This window comes from Micromonospora sp. NPDC047620, from assembly GCF_043205005.1.
In the GTDB taxonomy this organism is placed as follows: Bacteria; Actinomycetota; Actinomycetes; order Mycobacteriales; family Micromonosporaceae; genus Micromonospora.
The window spans coordinates 192,535-213,471 of record NZ_JBIDDG010000007.1; the positions used below are offsets into that span (position 1 = coordinate 192,535).

The 20,937-nt window shown below is 75.2% G+C and carries 20 protein-coding genes; 12 read left to right on the forward strand and 8 right to left on the reverse strand.

Annotation, left to right across the window (positions count from 1 at the left end; translation table 11 throughout):
• Nucleotides 1-190 precede the first annotated feature (190 nt).
• From glnA (ACGF5C_RS10940) to ACGF5C_RS10960, 5 genes are all read left to right on the forward strand, one after another.
• Nucleotides 191-1,540, forward strand: a complete 1,350-nt coding sequence (glnA, locus tag ACGF5C_RS10940; protein WP_350707837.1) for a type I glutamate--ammonia ligase — start codon at nucleotides 191-193, stop codon at nucleotides 1,538-1,540.
• A gap of 91 nt (nucleotides 1,541-1,631) precedes the next feature.
• Nucleotides 1,632-2,057: a DUF350 domain-containing protein gene (locus ACGF5C_RS10945; protein ID WP_357694490.1), complete on the forward strand. Its 426-nt coding sequence runs from the start codon at nucleotides 1,632-1,634 to the stop codon at nucleotides 2,055-2,057.
• Between the two features lie 130 nt (nucleotides 2,058-2,187).
• Nucleotides 2,188-2,883 carry a helix-turn-helix transcriptional regulator gene (locus tag ACGF5C_RS10950; RefSeq protein WP_393299567.1) on the forward strand — a complete coding sequence of 232 codons (696 nt, stop codon included), beginning with the start codon at nucleotides 2,188-2,190 and terminating at the stop codon, nucleotides 2,881-2,883.
• Nucleotides 2,884-2,950: 67 nt separating this feature from the next.
• Nucleotides 2,951-3,109: a hypothetical protein gene (locus ACGF5C_RS10955; RefSeq protein WP_393299570.1), complete on the forward strand. Its 159-nt coding sequence runs from the start codon at nucleotides 2,951-2,953 to the stop codon at nucleotides 3,107-3,109.
• A 43-nt stretch (nucleotides 3,110-3,152) separates the two neighbouring features.
• Nucleotides 3,153-3,527 carry a VOC family protein gene (locus ACGF5C_RS10960; protein ID WP_393299573.1) on the forward strand — a complete coding sequence of 125 codons (375 nt, stop codon included), beginning with the start codon at nucleotides 3,153-3,155 and terminating at the stop codon, nucleotides 3,525-3,527.
• Nucleotides 3,528-3,593: 66 nt separating this feature from the next.
• On the opposite strand, the gene ACGF5C_RS10965 is transcribed toward ACGF5C_RS10960, so the two are convergent.
• Nucleotides 3,594-4,202: a hypothetical protein gene (locus tag ACGF5C_RS10965; protein WP_393299576.1), complete on the reverse strand. Its 609-nt coding sequence runs from the start codon at nucleotides 4,200-4,202 to the stop codon at nucleotides 3,594-3,596.
• A 204-nt stretch (nucleotides 4,203-4,406) separates the two neighbouring features.
• On the opposite strand from ACGF5C_RS10965, the gene ACGF5C_RS10970 reads away from it, so the two are divergent.
• Nucleotides 4,407-5,288, forward strand: a complete 882-nt coding sequence (locus tag ACGF5C_RS10970) for a virginiamycin B lyase (RefSeq protein ID WP_393299579.1) — start codon at nucleotides 4,407-4,409, stop codon at nucleotides 5,286-5,288.
• A gap of 148 nt (nucleotides 5,289-5,436) precedes the next feature.
• Here the strand turns inward: ACGF5C_RS10970 and ACGF5C_RS10975 are convergent, their stop codons facing one another.
• Nucleotides 5,437-6,312, reverse strand: coding sequence for an LD-carboxypeptidase (locus tag ACGF5C_RS10975; protein ID WP_393299836.1), 876 nt, complete (start codon nucleotides 6,310-6,312; stop codon nucleotides 5,437-5,439).
• Between the two features lie 187 nt (nucleotides 6,313-6,499).
• Between ACGF5C_RS10975 and ACGF5C_RS10980 the strand changes: the two genes are divergently transcribed.
• Both ACGF5C_RS10980 and ACGF5C_RS10985 read left to right on the forward strand, forming a co-directional pair.
• Nucleotides 6,500-7,267 (forward strand): type 1 glutamine amidotransferase, encoded by a 768-nt coding sequence (locus ACGF5C_RS10980; protein WP_393299582.1) that lies wholly within the window; start codon nucleotides 6,500-6,502, stop codon nucleotides 7,265-7,267.
• Nucleotides 7,267-10,290 carry a bifunctional [glutamine synthetase] adenylyltransferase/[glutamine synthetase]-adenylyl-L-tyrosine phosphorylase gene (locus ACGF5C_RS10985; protein ID WP_393299585.1) on the forward strand — a complete coding sequence of 1,008 codons (3,024 nt, stop codon included), beginning with the start codon at nucleotides 7,267-7,269 and terminating at the stop codon, nucleotides 10,288-10,290. The genes ACGF5C_RS10980 and ACGF5C_RS10985 overlap by 1 nt, the downstream gene beginning before the upstream one ends.
• A 41-nt stretch (nucleotides 10,291-10,331) precedes the next feature.
• Here the strand turns inward: ACGF5C_RS10985 and ACGF5C_RS10990 are convergent, their stop codons facing one another.
• Both ACGF5C_RS10990 and ACGF5C_RS10995 read right to left on the reverse strand, forming a co-directional pair.
• A complete protein-coding gene (locus ACGF5C_RS10990; RefSeq protein WP_393299587.1) occupies nucleotides 10,332-11,063 on the reverse strand; it encodes a class I SAM-dependent methyltransferase in 732 nt (243 codons plus the stop codon).
• 113 nt (nucleotides 11,064-11,176) lie between these two features.
• Nucleotides 11,177-12,862 (reverse strand): hypothetical protein, encoded by a 1,686-nt coding sequence (locus tag ACGF5C_RS10995; RefSeq protein ID WP_393299590.1) that lies wholly within the window; start codon nucleotides 12,860-12,862, stop codon nucleotides 11,177-11,179.
• A gap of 44 nt (nucleotides 12,863-12,906) precedes the next feature.
• Here ACGF5C_RS10995 and mptB (ACGF5C_RS11000) point away from each other — a divergent pair, with 44 nt between their 5' ends.
• Nucleotides 12,907-14,307, forward strand: coding sequence for a polyprenol phosphomannose-dependent alpha 1,6 mannosyltransferase MptB (gene mptB / locus ACGF5C_RS11000; RefSeq protein ID WP_393299593.1), 1,401 nt, complete (start codon nucleotides 12,907-12,909; stop codon nucleotides 14,305-14,307).
• A 76-nt stretch (nucleotides 14,308-14,383) separates the two neighbouring features.
• On the forward strand, nucleotides 14,384-15,856 hold the full coding sequence (gene mptB / locus ACGF5C_RS11005; RefSeq protein WP_393299839.1) for a polyprenol phosphomannose-dependent alpha 1,6 mannosyltransferase MptB: 1,473 nt from the start codon (nucleotides 14,384-14,386) through the stop codon (nucleotides 15,854-15,856).
• Nucleotides 15,857-15,973: 117 nt separating this feature from the next.
• Here mptB (ACGF5C_RS11005) and ACGF5C_RS11010 read toward each other — a convergent pair whose 3' ends face one another.
• From ACGF5C_RS11010 to glnA (ACGF5C_RS11020), 3 genes are all read right to left on the reverse strand, one after another.
• Nucleotides 15,974-16,984: a hypothetical protein gene (locus ACGF5C_RS11010; protein WP_393299596.1), complete on the reverse strand. Its 1,011-nt coding sequence runs from the start codon at nucleotides 16,982-16,984 to the stop codon at nucleotides 15,974-15,976.
• The gene (locus tag ACGF5C_RS11015) at nucleotides 16,981-17,346 is read right to left on the reverse strand and encodes a PadR family transcriptional regulator (RefSeq protein WP_393299598.1); all 366 of its coding nucleotides are present in this window, start codon (nucleotides 17,344-17,346) and stop codon (nucleotides 16,981-16,983) included. The genes ACGF5C_RS11010 and ACGF5C_RS11015 overlap by 4 nt, the downstream gene beginning before the upstream one ends.
• Before the next feature lie 106 nt (nucleotides 17,347-17,452).
• Entirely contained in the window at nucleotides 17,453-18,877 is a 1,425-nt protein-coding gene (gene glnA / locus ACGF5C_RS11020; protein ID WP_393299601.1) for a type I glutamate--ammonia ligase, read from the reverse strand.
• A gap of 238 nt (nucleotides 18,878-19,115) precedes the next feature.
• Here glnA (ACGF5C_RS11020) and ACGF5C_RS11025 point away from each other — a divergent pair, with 238 nt between their 5' ends.
• Nucleotides 19,116-19,541 carry an RDD family protein gene (locus ACGF5C_RS11025; RefSeq protein WP_393299604.1) on the forward strand — a complete coding sequence of 142 codons (426 nt, stop codon included), beginning with the start codon at nucleotides 19,116-19,118 and terminating at the stop codon, nucleotides 19,539-19,541.
• 206 nt (nucleotides 19,542-19,747) lie between these two features.
• Here the strand turns inward: ACGF5C_RS11025 and ACGF5C_RS11030 are convergent, their stop codons facing one another.
• Complete coding sequence (locus ACGF5C_RS11030) at nucleotides 19,748-20,437, reverse strand: DUF4191 domain-containing protein (protein WP_393299607.1); 690 nt, start codon at nucleotides 20,435-20,437, stop codon at nucleotides 19,748-19,750.
• A 194-nt stretch (nucleotides 20,438-20,631) separates the two neighbouring features.
• Between ACGF5C_RS11030 and ACGF5C_RS11035 the strand changes: the two genes are divergently transcribed.
• Complete coding sequence (locus ACGF5C_RS11035; protein WP_393299610.1) at nucleotides 20,632-20,802, forward strand: hypothetical protein; 171 nt, start codon at nucleotides 20,632-20,634, stop codon at nucleotides 20,800-20,802.
• Nucleotides 20,803-20,937: the final 135 nt, after the last annotated feature.

Below are 20,937 nucleotides of genomic sequence, written 5' to 3' on the forward strand. Positions count from 1 at the left end.
GCGGCGACGCGACGACGGCGGCGGCTTGTCCCATCGGGCGGGCGTCGGCCGGTCGGACGGGAGCCGCGGACAGGGCGGGACGCGCGCCGGCCGGTCGCGTAACGTCGGCGTAACGAGGCGGGTGGAGACTGGTCGGTCAGGCCGGGTCGCCCCCGGTCGAAGGCGGACAACAGTGTCGCGAGGGGTGGAAGTGGACCGTCAGCAGGAGTTCGTCCTCCGTACGCTGGAAGAGCGGGACATCCGGTTCGTCCGGCTGTGGTTCACCGACGTGCTGGGCACGCTCAAGAGCGTGTCGGTGGCCCCCGCCGAGCTGGAGGCGGCCTTCGAGGAGGGCATCGGGTTCGACGGCTCGGCGATCGAGGGCTTCGCCCGGGTGTTCGAGTCCGACATGGTGGCCATGCCGGATCCGACGACCTTCCAGGTCTTCCCGTTCGAGGGCGGGGTCAGCGGCGAGAGCGCCCGGATGTTCTGCGACATCCTGCTGCCCGACGGCGGCCCCTCCTGGGCCGACCCCCGGCACGTGCTGCGCCGGGCGCTGTCCAAGGCGGCCGAGAAGGGCTTCACCTTCTACACCCACCCCGAGATCGAGTTCTTCCTGCTGGAGAACGGCCCGATGGACGGCTCGGTGCCGATCCCGGTGGACACCGGCGGCTACTTCGAGCACACCACCCACGCGGTGGCCCGCGACTTCCGCCGGCAGGCGGTGCTGGCGCTGGAGCGGATCGGCATCTCGGTGGAGTTCAGCCACCACGAGGTCGCCCCCGGCCAGCAGGAGATCGACCTGCGCTACGCCGACGCGCTGACCACCGCCGACAACATCATGACCTTCCGGCACGTGGTGAAGGAGGTCGCGCTCTCCACCGGAGTGCAGGCCACCTTCATGCCGAAGCCCTTCACCGACCAGCCCGGCAGCGGCATGCACACCCACCTGTCGCTGTTCGAGGGGGAGCGCAACGCGTTCCACGACGCCGGCGACCCGATGAAGCTCTCCAAGGTGGCCCGCGCGTTCATCGCCGGGCTGCTGGTGCACGCCCGGGAGTACACGGCCGTCACCAACCAGTGGGTCAACTCCTACAAGCGGCTCTTCCCGCAGGCGCTGCCGGACCGGGTCACCGAGAGCCCCGCGTACGTCTGCTGGGGTCACCTCAACCGGTCGGCGCTGGTCCGGGTCCCCGCCTACGGCAAGCCGAACTCGGCCCGGGTGGAGGTCCGCTCACCCGACTCGGCGGCCAACCCCTACCTGGCCTTCGCGGTGCTGCTCGGCGCCGGCATGAAGGGCATCGAGGAGGGCTACGAGCTGCCGCCGGGCGCCGAGGACGACGTCTGGTCGCTGACCAGCGCCGAGCGGCGGGCGATGGGCTACGAGCCGCTGCCGGAGAACCTGGCCGAGGCGATCGACGTGATGGCCGGCTCCGAGCTGGTCGCCGAGGTGCTCGGCGAGCACGTCTTCGACTTCTTCCTGCGCAACAAGCGGGCCGAGTGGGAGCAGTACCGCCGCGAGGTCACCCCCTACGAGCGGCAGCGCTACCTGTCGCTGTAGGGCGGGGGCTGCCGCCACTGGCGTACTGCCGCTATCGTCTCGATCACCGCGCCGGCACCCCCGCCGGGCGCAGAGGTCGGGGAGGCAGTCGGTGCTGGAGGATCTGCTCAGCGGAGCCTGGCAGAGCGTCGTGTTCGGGGTCGTCGGGGTGGCCCTGATGGCGGCCGGGTTCGGGCTGGTCGACGTGCTCACTCCCGGCAAACTGCGGGAGCTGATCTGGGTGCGGCGCAACGGCAACGCCGCGCTGCTGCTCGCCGCCAACCAACTCGGCATCGCCGGGATCGTGTTCACCGCGATCCTGACCAGCTACAGCGACTTCGCCAAGGGGCTGGCCTCGACGGTCCTCTTCGGCCTGATCGGGCTGGCCATCATGGCGCTGGCGTTCTTCGTGCTGGACCTGCTCACCCCGGGCAAGCTCGGCGAGATCATCTGCTCCGACGAGCCGCACCCGGCGGCCCGGGTCAGCGCCGCCACCCACTTCGGCGCCGCCCTGATCGTCTGCGCCTGCATCGCCTGAGCCGGTCCTTCCCGCACCCTGCCGGAGCGGAGTGGCCCCGCTCCGCTCCGTGACCACGGTCTGCGGGCACGGCGACAGCTGGGCCCGCGGGCGGAGCGGTCGCGTCGCACCCTCGTCGTAGGTTGCGGGGGTGAACCGGACGGACCGTCTCTACGCCCTGGTGGAGGAGCTGCGCGCCGTGTCGCCCCGGCCGCGCAGCGCCCGCTGGCTCGCCGAGCGCTTCGAGGTGAGCACCCGCACCATCGAGCGCGACATCGGCGCCCTTCAGGAATCGGGCGTGCCGATCTGGGCCGAGCCGGGCCGCACCGGAGGCTACGCGCTCGACCGGGCGCGCACCCTGCCGCCGGTCAACCTCACCCCCGCAGAGGCCGTCGCCCTGGCGGTGGCGCTGCACCGCATGCGCGGCACGCCGTTCGGCGCCGCGGCCGGCACCGCGCTGCGCAAACTGGTCGCCGTGATGCCGGCCGCCGACGCCGCCGAGGCGCACCGGCTGGCCGCGCGGGTGCACCTGATCGGCGACGGGCCGGTCACGCCCGTCCCGGCCGGGGTCGCCGACGCCGTACGCGCACGGCGCGTGCTGCGCATCCGCTACGCCGACCGGGCGGGCGCCGGCTCGCTGCGCGACGTGGAGCCGCTCGGCTTCCTCGGCAACCCCCGGCACTGGTACCTGCTGGCCTGGTGCCGGCTGCGCGGCGGCATCCGGGCCTTCCGCACCGACCGGATCACCTCGGTGACCACCCTCGGCGAGCGGATCCCCGAGCGTGAGCTGGCCGTCGACGACCTCGACATCCCGCACGACCGGATCCACCGGCTCAGCCTGGTCTGAGACGGGGCAGCGCTGCCCTCCCGCGGGCATCCTGTCCCTTCTGGACACTTCCGCAGGAGGTCACCACGTGCCCGACGCGCTCAGCTACGCCGACTTCGACCGCCGGTACGGCGAGCGGCGGCCGGATCTCGTGCCACGGCTGCGCCCGCTGGTGTGGAATCCGGCCGAACTGCCGGAGAAACACCGACAGGACGGTGTCGCGGGCGGGGCCGAGGCTTTCTCCTGACGGCGCCGGTCGACCGGCCGGCGCGGGGAACGGGAGGCCACACATGACCATCAGCAACGCCGTCACCTGGTTCGAGATCGGCGCCGAGCGGCCGGACGAGGCCCAGCGGTTCTACGGCGACCTGTTCGGCTGGAGCTTCACCGAGGAGGGTACGGCTGAAGCGCCGTACCGGACGACCGAGGGTGGCGTCGGTGCGGGGATCGGCGGAGCGATCCGGGGCACCGGCGGGGCGGGCCCCGACTACGCCATCTTCTACGTGCAGGTGGCCGACGTGGCCGACGCCTGCCGGCGCGCGGAGGCGGCCGGCGGCAAGGTGCTGGTGCCACTGAAGTCCACCGACAACGGGCTCACCTTCGCCCACCTGGCGGACCCGGCCGGCAACCACGTCGGCGTCTTCGCCCCGCCACCGGGCGCCTGAGCCGCCCGCGGCAGCGTGCGCCGCCGCCGTCCGCCCCGGCAGGTCGCCGGGGCGGACGGCGTACGGTCACTTGCCGGCCGGGCCGCCGTGCCCGCCGCGACCGCCCGGGCCGGCAAGGACGCCGGCCTCGGCGGCGGCGGTGATGGCGTCCGCCTGCTCCTGGGTGAGCTTGCCGTCCTCGACCGCCTGCGCCAGGCGCTCCTTCAGCGCGGCCTGCCGGTCGGCGGAGTCACCCCGCTCGGGCCGGTCGGCCGGCTTCCGCGCCTCGCGCACCTTCTCCAGCGCGGCGGTCACCTTGTCGGTGGAGACGCCCAGTTCCTTGGCCAGGGCCTCGGCGAACTCCGCCTGCCGCTCGGCCCGCTGCTGCTGCCGCTCATCGTTTCCGCTGCCGCTCGGCCCGCTGCTGCTGCCGCTCTCGCTGCCGCTCTCGCTGCCGCTGCCGCTGCCGCTCGGCCCGCTGCCGCTGCCGCTGCCGCTCGGCCCGCTGCCGCTGCCGCTCTCGCTGCTGCTGCCGCTCGGCCCGCTGCTGCTGCCGCTCTCGCTGCCGCTGCCGCTCGGCGTCGAGGTGCCGCCGTCCGCGGCGAACGCGACCGTCGGCGCCGCGATCCCCACGCCGAGTACCCCGGCCGCGGCCAGGCCGGCCAGCAGGTGCTTCTTCCTCATGGTGCCGGACATGCTGTCCTCCATCGGGTCGGTGGGTGGTGCGATGACCTCACCGAAGGTGACCATCCCGGCTGGAGGAAAGCCGTGGTGAACCTGTCAGCGAGCTGGCAATCCGCCCGTCGAGCCGGACAAACGGGTTGCCGCGGCGCGCGCCGGCGGTCAGGGTTGGCGGTTGGCAGGCCCACCGGGGCGGAGCAACGACGGAAGGTGGCCCTCGTGGCGTCAGCGAAGATCCGGGAAGTGCCGCTCACCGGGGCGGACGCCGGCCCGTACGGCATCACCGTCGGCCCCGACGGCGCGCTCTGGCTGACGCTGGTCCACGCCGGCGCGGTCGCCCGGGTGGGCGCGGACGGCGACCTGCGCACCTGGCCGGTGGCGGCTGACAGCCGGCCGCTGATCGTCACGCCGGGCCCCGACGGCGCCCTCTGGTTCACCCGCTCCGGCGACGACCGGATCGGCCGGATCACCACCGACGGGGAGCAGAGCGCCGTCGCGCTCCCGCCCGGAAGCGGCCCCTGCGGCATCGCCGCCGGTCCCGACGGTGCCCTCTGGTACGCGGCGATGACCGCCGACGCGATTGGCCGCGTCACCACCGACGGGGAGGTGACCCAGTTCCCGCTGCCGGTGAGCGGCGGCTTCGCCTCGATGGTCGCCGCCGGCCCGGACGAGGCCGTCTGGTTCACGCTCAACCGGGCGAACGCGGTGGGCCGGATCGACATGGCCGGCGCGGTGACCCTGCACGCGCTGCCGACCGAGGGGGCCGCGCCGGTCGGCATCACCGCCGGCGTCGACGGGGCGCTCTGGTTCGTCGAGATCGGCGCCGGCCAGCTCGGCCGGATCACCCCGGACGGGCGGATCGACGAGTACCCGCTGCCGGATCGGGCCGCCCGGCCGCACGCGATCGTCGCCGACCCGGCCGGCGGCTGCTGGTTCACCGAGTGGGGCGGCAACCGGATCGGCCATGTCGCCCCGGACGGCACGATCGTCACCCACGACCTTTCGACCCCGGCCGCCGAGCCGCACGGCATCACGGTCGCCCCCGACGGCGCGGTCTGGGCCGCCCTGGAAGCCGGCGCCCTAGCCCACCTCACCCCCTAACCCCCACCCACCCCCGTTGGTCTCCGGGTCTCCGCGTTGATCATGAAGTTATTGGCGCCGATTCCGGCATTTCGCACCAACAACCTCATGATCAACCCGGGCTGGGCCGGGGGTGGTGGGGGAGGGGTGGGTGCGGGCCCGGGAGGGGTCAGCGGACGGCGGGGGAGACCTTGAGGGTGGCGGTGGTGGTGTCGAGGGTGGCGTCGGTGCCGACCGGGACGGTGAGTTGGCCGACGCCGTGGCCGACGGGCAGGCCGCCGAGGACCGGGACGCCGAGGTCGCCGAGGCGCTCGGAGAGCACGTCGGCGACGCTGGTCGACCAGCCGTCCGCGCAGCCGGTGAACTGACCGACCGCCACCCCGGCCAGCCCGTCCAGCGCGCCGGCCCGGCGCAGCTGGGTGAGCATCCGGTCCACCTTGTACGGCGGCTCCTGCACGTCCTCGACCAACAGGATCGCCCCGGTCAGGTCCGGCATGTCCGGGGTGCCCAGCGACGCCACGATCAGGCAGAGGTTGCCGCCCAGCAGCGGGCCCGTGGCCCGCCCGGGCACCCGCACCGGGAACGTCTCCTCCTCGGCGACGGCCGTCACCGTCACCGGCTCGGTGGTCATCAGGGCGGCGTGCAGCGACTCGGCCGAACGCAGCGGGGTGCGCTCGTCCAGCCAGGCCGCCCCGGGGCCGTGCACGCCGGCCAGCCGGGCGCCCCGCCACAGCGCCAACTGCAGCGCGGTGATGTCCGAGAACCCGGCGACCACCTTCGGGTCCCGGCGTACGGCGGCCATGTCGATCGCGTCGACGATCCGCTGCGCGCCGTACCCGCCCCGCGTGCAGATCACCCCCCGCACCTCGGGGTCGGCGAACGCCGCGTTCAGGTCGGCGGCGCGCAGCTCGTCCGCGCCGGCCAGGTAGCCCTGCCGGGCGTAGACGTTCGGCGCCAGCTTCGGCCGCAGCCCCCAGCCGGTGAGCAGCTCGATGCCCCGGGCCACCCGCTCGGGCCGGGTCGGCCCCGACGGCGACACCAGCATCACCGTGTCGCCGGGGCGCAGCACCGGCGGTCGTACGACGGCGGGCTGCTCGGGTGAGGTGTGGTCGGGCACAGCGGCAGAGCCTAGTCGCGTGCGCGTGACACCGGGCCACGTACCGGCGGCCCGTCCCGCCGCGCCCGGTGGAGGCGTTCCGGGCCCGCCGGGGGCACCGGCTAGCCTCGACGTCGTGGCTACCGCGTTGGTGATCGAGAACGACCCGACCGACGACGTCCGCCGGCTCGGCGAGTGGCTGACCGAGGCGGGTCTCGACCTGTGGGTGGTGCGCGCGCACGCCGGCGACCAGCTCCCCGCCGACCTGGAGGGATACTCCGCGCTGGTGGTGCTGGGCGGTGAGCAGCAGGCGTATCCGCTGCCCGACGGCTCGCCGGGCGCGCCCTGGTTCCCGGCCGTCGAGGGGATGCTCCGCAAGGCCGTCCGGCACCGGGTGCCCACCCTCGGCATCTGCCTGGGCGCGCAGCTGTTGGCCACCGCCCACGCCGGCGAGGTCGAGCGCAGCGCGTCCGGGCCGGAGGTCGGGCCCGGCGTGGTCGGCAAGCGGGACGCCGCCGACGCCGACCCGCTGTTCCGCTACGTCCCGCTGATCCCCGACGTGCTCCAGTGGCACTCCGACGAGATCACCGAGCTGCCCCGGGGCGCCACCCTGCTGGCCGCCTCCACCCGCTACCCGCACCAGGCGTTCCGCCTCGGCGACCGGGCCTGGGGCTTGCAGTTCCACATCGAGTGCGACACCGCGATGATCGCCGACTGGGCCACCGACTCGGCGCTGCTGGCCGAGCTGGGCTACGACCCGGACCTGGTGGTGGCGGCCTGCCACGCGGTGATGGTCGACGTCGAGGAGGTCTGGCAGCCGTTCGCCGCCCGGTTCGCCGCGCTGGCCCTCGGCGAGCTGGGCGACGACACGTCCCGCCGCAGCCTGCCGCTGCTCGGGCAGTGATGAGCCGGCCGACGAGCGCCGCGGGACGGCTCGCCCGCTACGGGTTCGGCATCGTCGGCGGCGACGGCGCCACCCGCGCCGCCGACCTGCTCGGCCCCGACGGGCTGGGCCTGTGGCGGCCGGACGTGCAGGAGCCGACCGACGACCGTGCGGCGGAGCTGCTCGCCGCGCTCTCCGGGGCCGCCGATCCGGACCTGGCGCTGCGTCAGCTGCACCGCATCGTCGAGGCCGAGCGCCGGGCCGCCGGTCCGGCAGCCGCCGGCTCGGCGCTGCTGGAGGCGCTCGCGGACGACCCGGGGCTGCGCCGCCGGCTGATCGCCGTCCTCGGCGCCTCCTCGGCGCTGGGCGACCATCTGGTCGCCAACCCGGACCAGTGGCCGGCCCTGCGGACCGCCCCGGACGGGCTCGCGCCGACCGCGGAGGGCCGGCTCGACCTGTCCGGCGACGGGCAGCCGGTCGCGGTGCTGCGCAGGGCGTACCGGCTGGCGCTGCTGCGGATCGCGGCGGCCGACCTGACCGGCGGCCGGGGCCTGGAGCAGACCATGGCCGCGCTCTCCGCGCTGGCCGACGCGACCCTCGCGGCGGCGTACGAGATCGCCGTCGGCGAGCTGCCGGAGGGCACGCCCCGGCCCCGGCTCGCCGTCGTGGCGATGGGCAAGTGTGGCGGCGACGAGCTGAACTACGTCTCCGACGTCGATGTGATCTTCGTGGCCGCCGAGGACGACGACCTCGCCGCGGCCACCACGGTCGCCACCCGGCTGATCCACGTCTGCGGGCTGGTCGCCTGGCCGGTCGACGCCGCCCTGCGGCCCGAGGGCAACCGTGGCCCGCTGGTGCGCACCCTGGCCAGCCACCTCGCCTACTACCGGCGCTGGGCGCGGACCTGGGAGTTCCAGGCGCTGCTCAAGGCCCGGCCGGCGGCCGGCGACCTGGCGCTGGGCCGGGAGTGGATCGACCAGCTCGCCCCGCTGGTGTGGCGGGCCGCCGAGCGCCCCGAGGCGGTCGAGGACGTCCGCGCCATGCGGCGGAAGATCATCGACAACGTCCCGCCGAAGGAGCTGGAGCGCGAGATCAAGCGCGGCCCGGGCGGGCTGCGCGACATCGAGTTCGCCGTCCAGCTGCTGCAACTGGTGCACGGCCGGGGCGACGAGTCGCTGCGGGCGCCCGGCACCGTCCCGGCGCTGCGCGCGCTCGTCGCCGGCGGCTACGTAGGCCGGGCCGACGGGGAGGCGCTGCTGCGTGGCTACCGCTTCCTGCGCGGCGTCGAGCACCGCCTCCAGCTCCAGGGGCTGCGCCGCACCCACACCGTGCCGACGGAGCCGGCCGCGCTGCGCTGGCTGGCCGCCGCGCTGGGCTACGCGGCCACGCCGGGCCGCAGCGCCGTCGAGGAGTTCCGCGCCGAGTGGGTCACCCACGCCACCGAGGTACGCCGGCTGCACGCCAAGCTGCTCTACCGGCCGCTGCTGGAGTCGGTGGCCCGGGTGCCGGCCGACGGGCTGCGGCTGACCCCGGAGGCTGCCCGGCACCGGCTGGAGATCCTCGGCTTCGCCGACCCCGCCGGGGCGCTGCGGCACCTCCAGGCCCTCACCGGCGGGGTGAGCCGCACGGCGGCCATCCAGCGCACCCTGCTGCCGGTGCTGCTCAGCGAGTTCGCCGACGCCCCCGAGCCGGACCGCGGCCTGCTCAACTACCGGCAGGTCTCCGACAAGCTCGGCAGCACGCCCTGGTACCTGCGCCTGCTGCGCGACTCCGGGCCGGTGGCCCGCCGGCTGGCCCGGGTGCTCTCCTCCTCCCGCTACGCCGCCGACCTGCTGGCCCGCGAGCCGGAGGCGCTGCGGATGCTGGCCGAGGAGAGCGAGCTGGCCCCCCGGCCGAGGGGGGTGCTCTGCGAGGGCTTCGCCGCCGCCGCGGCCCGGCACGCCGACCCCGTCGAGGCCACCCGGGCGATCCGCGCGCTGCGCCGCCGGGAGCTGGTCCGCATCGCCTGCGCCGACCTGCTGAGCCGGGCCGGCTCGCTGGCCCCGTCGCCGCCCCGGCCCGACGGCGGGCGGGCCGCGCTCGGCCTCGCCGACGTCACCGCCGTGGGCACGGCGCTCGCCGACGTCACCGACGCCACCCTGGCCGCGGCGCTGCGGGCCGCCCGGGCAGCCCAGCCGCCCATGCCGGGGCTGCGCTTCGCCGTGATCGGCATGGGCCGGCTGGGCGGGTACGAGTCGAACTATCTCTCCGACGCCGACGTGCTCTTCGTCTACGACCCTCCGGCGGGCGGGAACGCGGCCGGCGCGGCGAGCGCCGCCGCCCACGCGATCGCCGAGGAACTGCGCCGGCTGCTCGGCATGCCCGCGCCCGACCCGCCGCTGGGCGTGGACGCCGACCTGCGCCCGGAGGGCCGGCAGGGCCCGCTCGTGCGCAGCCTCGCCGCGTACGCGCAGTACTACGCCCGCTGGTCGAAGGTGTGGGAGGCACAGGCGCTGCTGCGCGCCCGGTTCGTCTGCGGCGACGCCGACCTCGGCGCGGAGTTCGAGGCGATGGTCGACCCGGTCCGCTACCCGGCCGACGGGCTGACCCGCGAGCAGGTGGTGGAGATCCGGCGGATCAAGGCGCGGGTGGAGCACGAGCGGCTGCCCCGGGGCGCCGACCCGGCCACCCACACCAAGCTCGGGCGGGGCGGCCTCGCCGACGTCGAGTGGGCGGTGCAGTTGCTCCAGCTCCGGCACGGCGGGACGGTCCCGGCGCTGCGCGGCACGCGTACGCTCGACGCCCTCGCGGCGGCCCGGGACGCGGGCCTGGTCGACCCGACGGACGCCGCCGAGATGGCGGCCGGCTGGACACTGGCCGCGCAGGTCCGCAACGCGCTCATGCTGGTCCGGGGCCGGGCGGGCGACCAGTTGCCCCGGCACGGCGTCGAGCTGGCCGGGGTGGTCCGGCTGCTCGGCCGGGACGATCCCGGCGAGTTCCTCGACGAGTACCTGCGCACCGGCCGCCGCTCCCGCGCGGCGATGGAACGGGTCCTCGACGGCTGAGCCGGCTGGGCCCGGCCGGGGTGTTCCGGCCGCCGCCGGGGCTACCGCGTGCGGCGGACCAGCACCACGTTGTCGACCAGGGTCCCGATCTCGCCGTCCGGGCCGGTGCCCTGGCGGCGCGACGCGTCGAGCCGCTCGGTGTGCCACCGGTCAGGGTCGAGGTCGAGCGACGCGAAGGTCTCCTGCGGGGTGGGGAAGCGCACGTCCGGGTGGTTGGCCCGCCCCCACGGCGGGACCTCGCCGTGCTCGACGACGAGCAGCCGGCCGCCGGGGGCCACGGCCCGGGCCGCCGACTGGAGCAGCCGTGCCCGGGGAAACTCCAGCGGCGACTGGAGGAACTGGGCGGAGACCAGGTCGAACGAGCCCGGCGGAAAGGTCCGGGTGAGGTCGTGCCGGCGGAACTCGATGCGGGAGGCGACCCCGGCGGCGGACGCCTCCTCGGCCGCCCTGGCGAGAGCGGTCTCGGCGACGTCGACCGCGGTCACCCGCCAGCCCTGCCCGGCCAGCCAGATCGCGTCGCCGCCCTCACCGCAGCCGAGGTCCAGCACGGTGCCGGCCGGCAGCGCCCCGGCGACCTCGACCAGGACCGGGTTCGCCCGGCCGCTCCAGACCCGGTCGCGCCGCTGGTAGAGCTCCTCCCAGAACCGCGCGGTCTCGTCGTCCACGTCCGGGTGCGGCCGCGGGGCGACCACCGGCGCCGCCGGAGCGTCATGCTGGTGGTGGTGATGATGGTGGCCCTGCCGGGGGTCGCCGGCCGTCGTCTCGTGGTGCACGTCCCGTCCTCCTGTGCGCTGCCCTCGGTGACCTGTCGCGCCGATCGTGCGCGTCGCCGGCGGAGGGAGCAAGGAACGTTGCTGAGGTGGCAAAAAGACGGGAGAGGCCTCGGTCAGCTGCCGAGGCGGTACGTCCCGGCGCGCGGCACGGTCACCGCGGTCCAGTCGCCGTCGGCGGCGACGGTTGCGCCGCCGGAGGCGGTCAGCCAGCGGCTGTGCCGCACCCGGACCGGCACCGTGCCGGCGGCCGGCGCCTGGAAGGTCACCGAGGCGCCGTCCCGTGCGACGAGGTCGGCCGGCGCGCCGACGATCGGGGTCGGCTCGGCGACCGCCCAGACCCGCCAGTGCGGGCCGGACCAGACGGGCGTGAGATAGGGCAGGCCGCCCGTGACCAGCTCGGCCTCGGCCCGCCCCACCCACGACAGCGGGGCGTCCGGCACCGCGACGAACTGCACCGCGTTCTCGGCCAGCCAGTCCCGGTAGCTCGCGGCGGTCAGCGGCACCCCGGTGCCGGCCGCGCCCGGGACGGTGGTGAAGAACAGGGGGTTCCGGTCGATGTCGGCCTGCCGCAGCCAGCCCCGGGCCAGCGGCACCTCGCCCAGCCTCGCCGCTTCCCAGTAGTTGCGGGTCGGCGGCACCTCGACCCGGCCGGTGAGCCGCTGCCCGTCGAGGAACTCCCGCAGCGGCGCGAAGTACGCGGCCCGGCCGGTCGGGTCGTCGACGCTGCGCAGGTCGGCGGGGGGCACCGGCGGCTGCCACCAGCACACCGCCGCCAGCAGCGCGGCCAGCGCGACGCGGCCCCGGGCCGCGCCCCGCCCCCGCGCCCCGCCCCGGCCGCGTCGGGCCCACCACCGCGTCAGCCGGGCCGGGGGGCGGGCGGCGGCGGCCAGCAGCGGAAGGGCGAACATGACGGCCAGCCGGGTGGCGTTCAGCCCGACCGGGGTGTGTGCCAGCGCCGCCGCCAGCACCCCGGCCGCCGAGAGCAGCGCACCCACGCGCACCGGCCGGTACGCCACCAGCGCGGCGACCAGCAGGCTGGTCAGCACGGCGCGCAGCGTGTCGGTGCGGCTGATGTTCATCCAGCCGCCGTCGCCGAAGAGCAGCGCGGTCACCCCGAGCGGCAGCGCGGCGGCGACGCCGAGCGCCAGGCCGTCGGCGTACCGGCGGGTGAGCAGCAGCGCCGTGCCGGCCAGGCCGACGAAGAGGCCCGCCACCGGGCTCGTCGCCGAGGCCAGCAGCGCCCCGGCGACCGCCAGCCCGAGCCGCGCGAGCTGCCGGCGCCGCGCCCGCCGGTCCGGGCCGGAGTCGGCCGGTGCGGCCGGAGCGGAGTCGGCCGGTGCGGCCGGGGCGGAGTCGGCCGGTGCGGCCGGGCCGCGGGGGAGGGTGAGGGCGAGCAGCGCGCCGAGGCCGAAGGCCACCCCGAGGCCGTACGTCACCCGGCCCGAGACCAGGTTGCCGGCGATGGTGACCACCCCGACCAGGCTGCCGAGCAGCGGGCGGGGCACCCCGGTGCGCACCAGCAGCGCCGCGAACGCCGTCGCCGCCGCCACCAGCGCCAGCGCGCCGGTGACCCGCACCCCGAGCAGCGCCATCACCGGCTGGGAGACCAGGCTGTAGCCGAACTGCTGGACCCCGCCGTACCACCGCAGGTCGACCGGGGCGAGGCCGTGGGCGGCGAAGAAGTCGGCCCGGGCGACCTGCGCGGCGAGGTCGGAACCGGTCGGCGGGAGGGCGAGACACGTCACGCCGAGGAGTACGGCGGACGCGGCGGCCACCGCCACCACCCGACTGCGCCGCATGCCCACCTCCGTACCGCGACCACCGTACTGGCAGCATGTCCGGCGTGCCTCACCACCTCGCGCGCTGGATCGGCCTGGCCGGCTCGACGCTGCTCGCCGTGGCCGCGTTCCTCGGCGGAGCGCTGCCCGACGGCGATCTGCGCCCGACCCCGGTCAGCATCTGGCAGGGTCCGCACGGCCCGCTGATCATCGCCGCCTGGGCGGTCGGCACCGGGCTGATGGCGTACGCCTGGTGGGCGCTGCGCGGCCGGGTGCCGTCGACCCGCTGGGCCCTGGTCACCGTCGGGCTCTGGCTGCTGCCGCTGCTGGTCGCGCCGCCGCTGGGCAGCCGGGACGTCTACGCGTACGCCTGCCAGGGCGCCAGCTACTCCGCCGGGATCAACCCGTACGAGCAGGGCGTCTCGGCGCTGCCCTGCCCGTGGCTGGACACCATCTCCTACATCTGGCGGGACACGTCGGCCCCATACGGGCCGCTGTTCGTGCTGCTCGCCGGAGCGGTGGTGGAGGCGACCGGGTCGCTGTACGGCAGCATCGTGCTGTTCCGGCTGCTCGCGGTGGCCGGGGTGGGGCTGACCGCGGCCTGCCTGCCGGTGCTGGCCCGGCGCTGCGGCGTGCCGGCCGGCCGGGCGGTCTGGCTGGCGCTGGGCTCGCCGCTGATCGGGGTGCACCTGGTCTCGGGGGCGCACAACGACGCGCTGATGGTCGGGCTGCTCGTGGCCGGGCTGGCGGTGGTGGCGGCCCGGCCGGGTCGCCCCGGTCCGCTGCTGGCCGGGGGAGCGCTGCTCGGCCTCGCCGCCGCCGTCAAGATCACCGCGCTGGTGGTGGTGCCGTTCGCGGCGCTCGCCGCGATCGTCGGGGCGTACTCGATCAGGGCGCTGTTCCGCGACGGCGGGTGGGTGGTCGGCGGGGCGCTCGCGGCGGTCGTCGGCGCGACCCTCGCCACCGGCCTGGGCTTCGGCTGGGTCACCGGGCTGGAGCAGGGCGGCCTGGTGATCGCCTGGACCTCGCCGCCGACGGCGGTGGGGCAGACCGTCGCCTACCTCGCCGCGCCGTTCGGCTGGCACGGCGACCCGCTGCCGGCCACCCGGGGGATCGGGATGGCCGTGCTCGCGCTGGTGCTGATCTGGCTGTGGTGGCGGGCCCGCACCCGGGAGCCGCTGTGGCACGCCGGCCTGGCGCTGGCCGCCACCGTCGCGCTCGCCCCGCTGTTCCACCCCTGGTACTGGACGTGGCCGCTGGCCGTGCTCGCGGCCACGTCGCGGCGCACCGGCTGGTTCGCGGTCGTCGCAATCGGCTCGGCGTTCCTGGTCCTGCCGGACGGCACCGGGCTGGCCCGGTACAGCAAGACGGTCGGTGCCCCGCTGATGACGCTGTTGGTGATCGTGGTGGCCGTCCGCTTGGTACGGTCGGCTCGGGCGGCCCGCCGGCCGGCCGCCGTGGACTGAGGAGAGGACGCCGGTGACCACTCCCGGCTTTCCGCGGCCCGCCCCGCCCAACACCCCGCGGCCCGCCCCGCCCGACATCCCGCCGACGCCGGGCGCCGCCCGCCTGGCCCGGTACGCCGGCCTGGCCGGGGCGGTGCTGCTGGCCGTCGCCGGCTGGCTGGGCGGGGCACTGCCGTCGATCCCGCTGGACGTCACCCCGGCAGACCGGTGGCGGTCGGACACCGGGCCGCTGGTGCTGGGCGCCTGGCTGGTCGGCACGGCCCTGCTGGTCGGCGCCTGGTGGGCGCTGCTCCGGGGCGCGCCGTCGACACGGTGGGCGTACCTGACCGCCGGGCTGTGGGCGCTGCCGCTGCTGGTCACGCCGCCGCTGGGCAGCCGGGACGTCTACTCGTACGCCTGCCAGGGCTGGGCGTACGCGCACGGCGTCGACCCGTACGCGACGGGGGTGGCCGAGGCCGGCTGTCCCTGGGTGGAGTCGGTCGCGTCGATCTGGCGGGACACGCCCGCGCCGTACGGGCCGTTCTTCGTGCTGCTCGCCGCGCTCGCCGTGACCCTCGGCGGCGGCCTGGTGGGTACGGTCGTGGCGCTCCGGCTGGTCTCCGTCGCCGGGCTGCTGCTGGCCGCCCTCTGCCTGCCGGGGCTGGCCCGGGCGGCCGGCGTGCCCACCCACCGGGCGGCCTGGCTGGTGCTGGGCTGCCCGCTGGTCGGGGTGCACCTGGTGGCCGGCGCGCACAACGACGCGGTGATGCTCGGCCTGCTGTTGCTGGGCCTGCTGGTGCTGGTCCGCCGGCCGGGCAGGCCGAAGCCGCTGCTGGTGGCCGGGGCGCTGCTCGGGCTGGCGGTGACGGTGAAGGCCACCGCCGTGGTGGTGCTCCCCTTCGCGGCGCTGGCCGCGGTGCTGGGCCGCTACACCGTCCGGGCACTGCTGCGCGACGCCGGCTGGCTGGCCGGCGGGGCGCTCGGCGCGGTGGCGGTCGCCTCCCTGCTGTCCGGCCTCGGGCTGGGCTGGATACGCGGGCTGACCCGCAGCGGCGACTCCGAGCAGTGGACGTCCCCGCCGACGGCGGTGGGCTTCGTCGTCGACTACGCGGGCGGGCTCGTCGGCCGGGACCCGGCCGCGGTGCCGGTGACCCGCGCGGTGGCGCTGCTGCTGCTCGCCGTGCTCGTGGTGGCGCTGTGGTGGCGGGCCTGGTCGCAGTTGCGCGGGCTGAACGACGTCCAGCAGCGGGTGGCCCGCCTGGCCGCTGTCCGCCCCCGGGTGACCCTGCTCGGCGCGGGGCTGGCGCTGGCCGCCACGGTCCTCCTCGCCCCGGTCTTCCACCCCTGGTACGCCACCTGGCCGCTGGCCCTGCTCGCGGTCGCCGCGACCCGGACCACCTGGTTCGTGCTGCCCTGCGCGGCGGCGGCCTTCCTCACTCTGCCCGACGGCGCCAACCTGGCCCGGTTCGCCAAGGCCCCGGGCGCGCTGGCGATGACCGCGCTGGTCGTCGCGCTGGCGGTCTGGAGCCTGCTCCGGCTGCGCCGGGCCCGTGCCGCGCGCCACGGCTGACGCGACGCCACTTGCCGTCGCGGGTCGGCCGCGGCGAGTGGAACGCCATGGCTGCCAAGAACCTCCGGTGACAGCCATGGCGTTCCACCGACCGCGCAGGTGCCGCTGCGGCTGGTTCTACGGGACCCGCTCGGCGGTCCGCCCGCATGTCGGGCAGCGGGCGCCAATTCCGACCGGCCCGGGTGCCCGCACACGCTTGCGCAGGGCGATCGCCAGCGGCAGCAGCGCGGGGCCGGCCAGGCCGACCACGACGGCCGTCGCGGCGAGAGCAGCCCATCCGGGGGTAGGCGCCCCGCGCAGGTTGCCGTCCACCGCTCCGGCCAGCGGATGCACGGAGAGCAGGCCCACCGGGGTCAGCAGCACCAACAGTGCCCAGCCGCCCCTGTGGTCGGCCCGCAGGGCGAGCCCCGTCCCGAGCAGCACCACCACCACGAGCAGCACCACGGCGGCGCCGGGCAGGATCTGGCTCGCCGTCCGGCCGTAGTAGCTGATGTAGAAGTCGTAGCTGGCTAGCAGGTTGACACCCGCGAGGCCGGCGGCGGCGACGGCGAGCAGGGGCGCCGCCCGGACCGGCATGGGTGGCCGCTCTGGGAGGCCGAGCGCCACCAGCCCCAGCCCGACCTGCGGCAGCAGCACGAACAGCGGCGGGCGGGGCAGGCCGGCGAGGGCCGCGACCGGCACGACCGCGACGGTGAGCAGCAGGGCGAGGGTCACGGCGCGGCGGGTCCACGGGCCCGGTACCAGCACGTGCACCGCCGCGGCGAGCAGCCAGGCGGCCCACACCCCGATCCCGAGCGAGACGAACGGCCCTGCGCTTGGCACGCCCCACTCCGCCATCGGCGGGTCCAGCTCCAGCACCGACCAGACAGCCGCCAAGGCGGTCGCGGTGAGGAAGGCGAGGACGGCGGCGAGGCGTACGCCCGGGATCAGGCCGGCGGCCCCGGCGGCCCGCAGCCGCTGGCGGAGGCCGCCGCGCAGCAGGTCGGCGGCGTCGGCCGGGGATGGCCAGCGCCGGCCCGGCCCGGCCAGGTCGAGGTACGTGCCGACGATCTCGGCGCCGCGCGTCCGCCGGTAGTCGGCGGGATAGGCGAGCAGCAGGCGCAGGTAGCGGCGCTCCAGGTCCGTCATGCCAGCCCTCCCGCGACGCGCGGCGCCGTCTGGCGGGTCGTCGCCGCGCGGGCGCGCAGCCGGGCGGTGGCGGCCTCCACGTTGCGGCGCAGGCGCTCGGTCTCGGCGGCGAGGGTGGCGTCGCCGGTGGGGGAGAGGCGGTAGTAGCGGCGCAGCCGGCCGTCCACCACCTGCTCCCGGTCGACCTCCACCAGGCCGGCGTCGACCAGTCGGTCGAGCGCGCCGTAGAGGGTGCCCGGCCGCAGCGCCACGCGCCCGTCGGAGAGGGCGGCGACCTCGCCGATCAGGCCGTAGCCGTGCATCGGCTCGCCGGCCAGCGCGGTGAGGATCAGGAAGGTGGGTTCGCGCAGCGGAGTGTCCACGCCTCACAATATAACGGACACGAAGGTATAGCGGTGTCCGTTACGCGGCTGGGCCGGCCCCGCGAGTCGCGGAGCCGGCCCAGCCGGTGCTGATGGAGCAAGTGGGTCAGCAGTCGAAGTACATGGCGAACTCGTGCGGGGTCGGGCGCAGGCGCACCGGGTCGACCTCGTTGGTCCGCTTCCAGTCGACCCAGGTGGAGATCAGGTCGGGCGTGAAGACGCCGCCGTCGAGCAGGTAGTCGTGGTCGGCCTCCAGCGCGTCGAGCACCTCGGGCAGCGAGCCCGGCACCTGCTTGACGTCGCCCCACTCCTCCGGCGGCAGGTCGTACAGGTCCTTGTCGATCGGCGCCGGCGGCTCGATTTTGCTCTTGATGCCGTCCAGGCCGGCCATCATCATCGCCGAGAAGGCCAGGTAGACGTTGGCCGACGGGTCCGGCACGCGGAACTCGACGCGCTTGGCCTTCCGGTTGCTGCCGGTCACCGGGATGCGGGTGCAGGCAGAGCGGTTGCGCTGCGAGTAGACCAGGTTGACCGGCGCCTCGAAGCCCGGCACCAGCCGGCGGTACGAGTTGACCGTCGGGTTGGTGAAGGCCAGCAGCGACGGGGCGTGGTGCAGCAGGCCGCCGATGTACCAGCGGGCCATGTCCGACAGGCCGGCGTAGCCGGTCTCGTCGTAGAACAGCGGCTCGCCGTTCAGCCACAGGCTCTGGTGGGTGTGCATGCCGGAGCCGTTGTCGCCGAAGAGCGGCTTCGGCATGAAGGTGGCGGTCTTGCCGTTGGCCCACGCCTCGTTCTTCACGATGTACTTGAAGAGCTGGAGTTGGTCGGCCGCGTGCAGCAGGGTCGAGAACCGGTAGTTGATCTCGGACTGGCCGGCGGTGCCCACCTCGTGGTGCGAGCGCTCCACGGTGAACCCGGTGTCGACCAGCCGGCGCACGATGCTGTCGCGCAGGTCGGCGTAGTGGTCCACCGGCGGCACCGGGAAGTAGCCGCCCTTGTACGGGGTCTTGTAGCCGCGGTTGCCGCCCGGCTCCTCGCGGCCGGAGTTCCAGGCGCCCTCGATCGAGTCGATGTAGTAGAACGACTGGTGCGCCGAGGTCTCGTGGCGGATGGAGTCGAAGATGTAGAACTCCGCCTCCGCGCCGAAGTAGGCGGTGTCGGCGATGCCGCTGGCCGCCAGGTACGCCTCGGCCTTCTTCGCCACGTTGCGCGGGTCCCGGCTGTAGGCCTCGCGGGTGAACGGGTCGTGGATGAAGAAGTTGAGCGCGAGGGTCTTCTGCGCCCGGAAGGGGTCGATGAAGGCGGTGGCGACGTCCGGGAGCAGGAGCATGTCCGACTCGTGGATCGCCTGGAAACCGCGGATCGACGAACCGTCGAAGGCCAGGCCCTCGGTGAAGAATTCGTCGTCGACGGACTCGACCGGCAGGTTGAAGTGCTGCATCACGCCGGGCAGGTCACAGAAACGTACGTCGACGAACTTCACGTCCTCGTTCTTGAGGTATCGCAGGAGTTCCTCGGGATTGGCGAACACACGTCCTCCTGGCACGTCCACGGGTGGCTGGGCTCTTGGCGACGCTATGGCCGGGGGGTTGCCCGGCCATGTCTTGAGTGTTTCTGCCGTGTTACGTCCCTCGCGGAGCGTCATCCGCGCCGCTCGGGCGGGGTGAGCGGGCGACGGAACGTCACCGGCTGTGCCAGTGTATTGACACTTGCTCGCTTTGGTCCCTTTTTGCGCCCGGGGTGCCGGCGGCCGTCCCCGAGCCGCCCGTATGCCCTGGATACCCTTGACCGTTGTGAGCAACCCGCCTGACCGCCCCGTGCCGCCCGCGTCCGATCCCACCTTCACCCCGCCCAGCCTGGGCCGCCGCTTCGGCGCGCTGGTGATCGACTGGGTGCTCTGCCTCCTGGCCGCCCGAGGCTTCGCCGACCCGGTCCGCGACGGGTGGGCGCCCGTGCTGGTGTTGATCCTGGAGTACGGCTTCTTCCTCGGGCTGTTCGCCCAGACGCCGGGCATGTTCATCACGAAGATCCGCTGCGTCGCCTGGGCCGACGGCGGGCGCCTCGGCCTCGTCCGGGCGCTGCTGCGCGGCGTGCTGCTCGCCCTCGTCGTGCCGGCCCTGCTGATGGACAACCACCGCCGCGGCCTGCACGACCGCCTCGCGGGCTCGGTCGTCACCGACGCCCCCCGCCCCTGACCCCCCGTCCCTCCTCCCTCCCGCGATCTTGCACTTCCTGCCCGGACGAACGGGGCATAAGCGGCAGAGGTGGGGCCGAAACCGCAAGATCGCCGAAGAGCGGGCAGCGCGGGGGAGCGAGACGCGCGGGGGGAGAGACGCGTGGGGAGAGAGACGCGAGAGCCGGGCCCGACAGGGCCCGGCTCTCGTTGCGTACGTCCCGGTGGTCAGCGACCGCGCGACTGGCGGAACGCGCCGCGCGGGGGCCGCATGTTCTTCGGGATCGCGCCCTTGGGCATCTGCGGGCGGGCGGTGAGCGCCTTGAGCCGCTTGTCGAGGGAGTTGACGTCCTTGCCACTGAGCGTGCGCGGCAGCCGCATCAGGGTCATCCGCAACTTGCGGACCGGCAGCTGGCCCTCCTCCTGCCCGATCACGTAGTCGTGCAGCGGTGCGTTGCCGATGACCTTGGCCAGCCGTCGCTTCTCCTGGCCGAGCAGGCCGCGCACCCGCTGCGGGTTGCCCTCCGCCAGCAGGATCACGCCGGGCCGGCCGATGACCAGGTGGACCATGTCCATCTGGGTGGTGGAGCTGACGGCCGGGGTGACCCGCCAGTCGCCGCGCATGCTCTCCATGATCTGGGCCGCCGCGCCCGGCTGCCCCTCGGCGGCGTTCATCATCGCCCGGTTGGACCGCAGGTTGAGCACGATCAGCAGGCAGAGCAGGGCGAACAGGATGCCCAGCGGCAGCCAGATCCAGCCCCAGAGCAGGACCGCGACCACGGTGAGCGCGAGCGGGATCAGTACCGCGCCGGCGGCCAGCGGCGCGAACCACCTGTCCTGCTTGGCGGTGAACTTGAACACCATCCCGATCTGCTTCAGCCGCTGGCCGAACGAGACCTTCTCCTGGGGCTTTGCCATGCCGCTGAGTCTAGTGGTCGCCGCACGCCGCGATTACCCGCGGCCGGCTGAGTACCTTACGCCGCCGTACCGCCCCCAGCGGTGGGGAGTAAGGCGGGGGAGCGGGCGAAGATCAGGCGGCGCACCCATGCCCCGGGGACACCTTCGCGCGGAGAGTCAGAGTCGACAGCGACGACGACCTCAGGGAGCCCGAGATGTTCGGCACCGACGCGGACTTCATCCTCTCCATCCACCGTACGCACGTCGCCGAGCTGCGCGCCGAGGCCGCGGCCGACCGGCTCGCCCGCGCCCTGCCACGCCGCTCCACGCGCGGCTGGCTCGGCCGGTGGCAGCATCCGGGCCGCACCGGCGACGTCCGCCGGTGAGCGCCCCCGCGCCCCCGGCGGCCCCCACGGTGCCGTCGGGGGCTGCCACCGTGCCGCCGGGGGCTGCCACCGACCCGTCGAGGGCCGCCACCGACCCGTCGAGGGCTGCCACCCTCCTCCAGGGGACCGCCACTG

Excerpts from the sequence above, each read along its gene's own strand:
- ACGF5C_RS10975 (WP_393299836.1), bottom strand. The coding sequence starts at position 6,312 with ATGCTGGTGTCGCCGTCGGGGCCGACCCGGCCCGAGCGGGTGGCCCGG.
- ACGF5C_RS10985 (WP_393299585.1), top strand. The coding sequence starts at position 7,267 with ATGAGCCGGCCGACGAGCGCCGCGGGACGGCTCGCCCGCTACGGGTTC.
- ACGF5C_RS11030 (WP_393299607.1), bottom strand. The coding sequence starts at position 20,437 with ATGGCAAAGCCCCAGGAGAAGGTCTCGTTCGGCCAGCGGCTGAAGCAG.
- ACGF5C_RS10960 (WP_393299573.1), top strand. The coding sequence starts at position 3,153 with ATGACCATCAGCAACGCCGTCACCTGGTTCGAGATCGGCGCCGAGCGG.
- ACGF5C_RS10995 (WP_393299590.1), bottom strand. The coding sequence starts at position 12,862 with ATGCGGCGCAGTCGGGTGGTGGCGGTGGCCGCCGCGTCCGCCGTACTC.
- ACGF5C_RS11010 (WP_393299596.1), bottom strand. The coding sequence starts at position 16,984 with ATGACGGACCTGGAGCGCCGCTACCTGCGCCTGCTGCTCGCCTATCCC.
- ACGF5C_RS11025 (WP_393299604.1), top strand. The coding sequence starts at position 19,116 with ATGCCCTGGATACCCTTGACCGTTGTGAGCAACCCGCCTGACCGCCCC.
- ACGF5C_RS11035 (WP_393299610.1), top strand. The coding sequence starts at position 20,632 with ATGTTCGGCACCGACGCGGACTTCATCCTCTCCATCCACCGTACGCAC.
- ACGF5C_RS10965 (WP_393299576.1), bottom strand. The coding sequence starts at position 4,202 with ATGTCCGGCACCATGAGGAAGAAGCACCTGCTGGCCGGCCTGGCCGCG.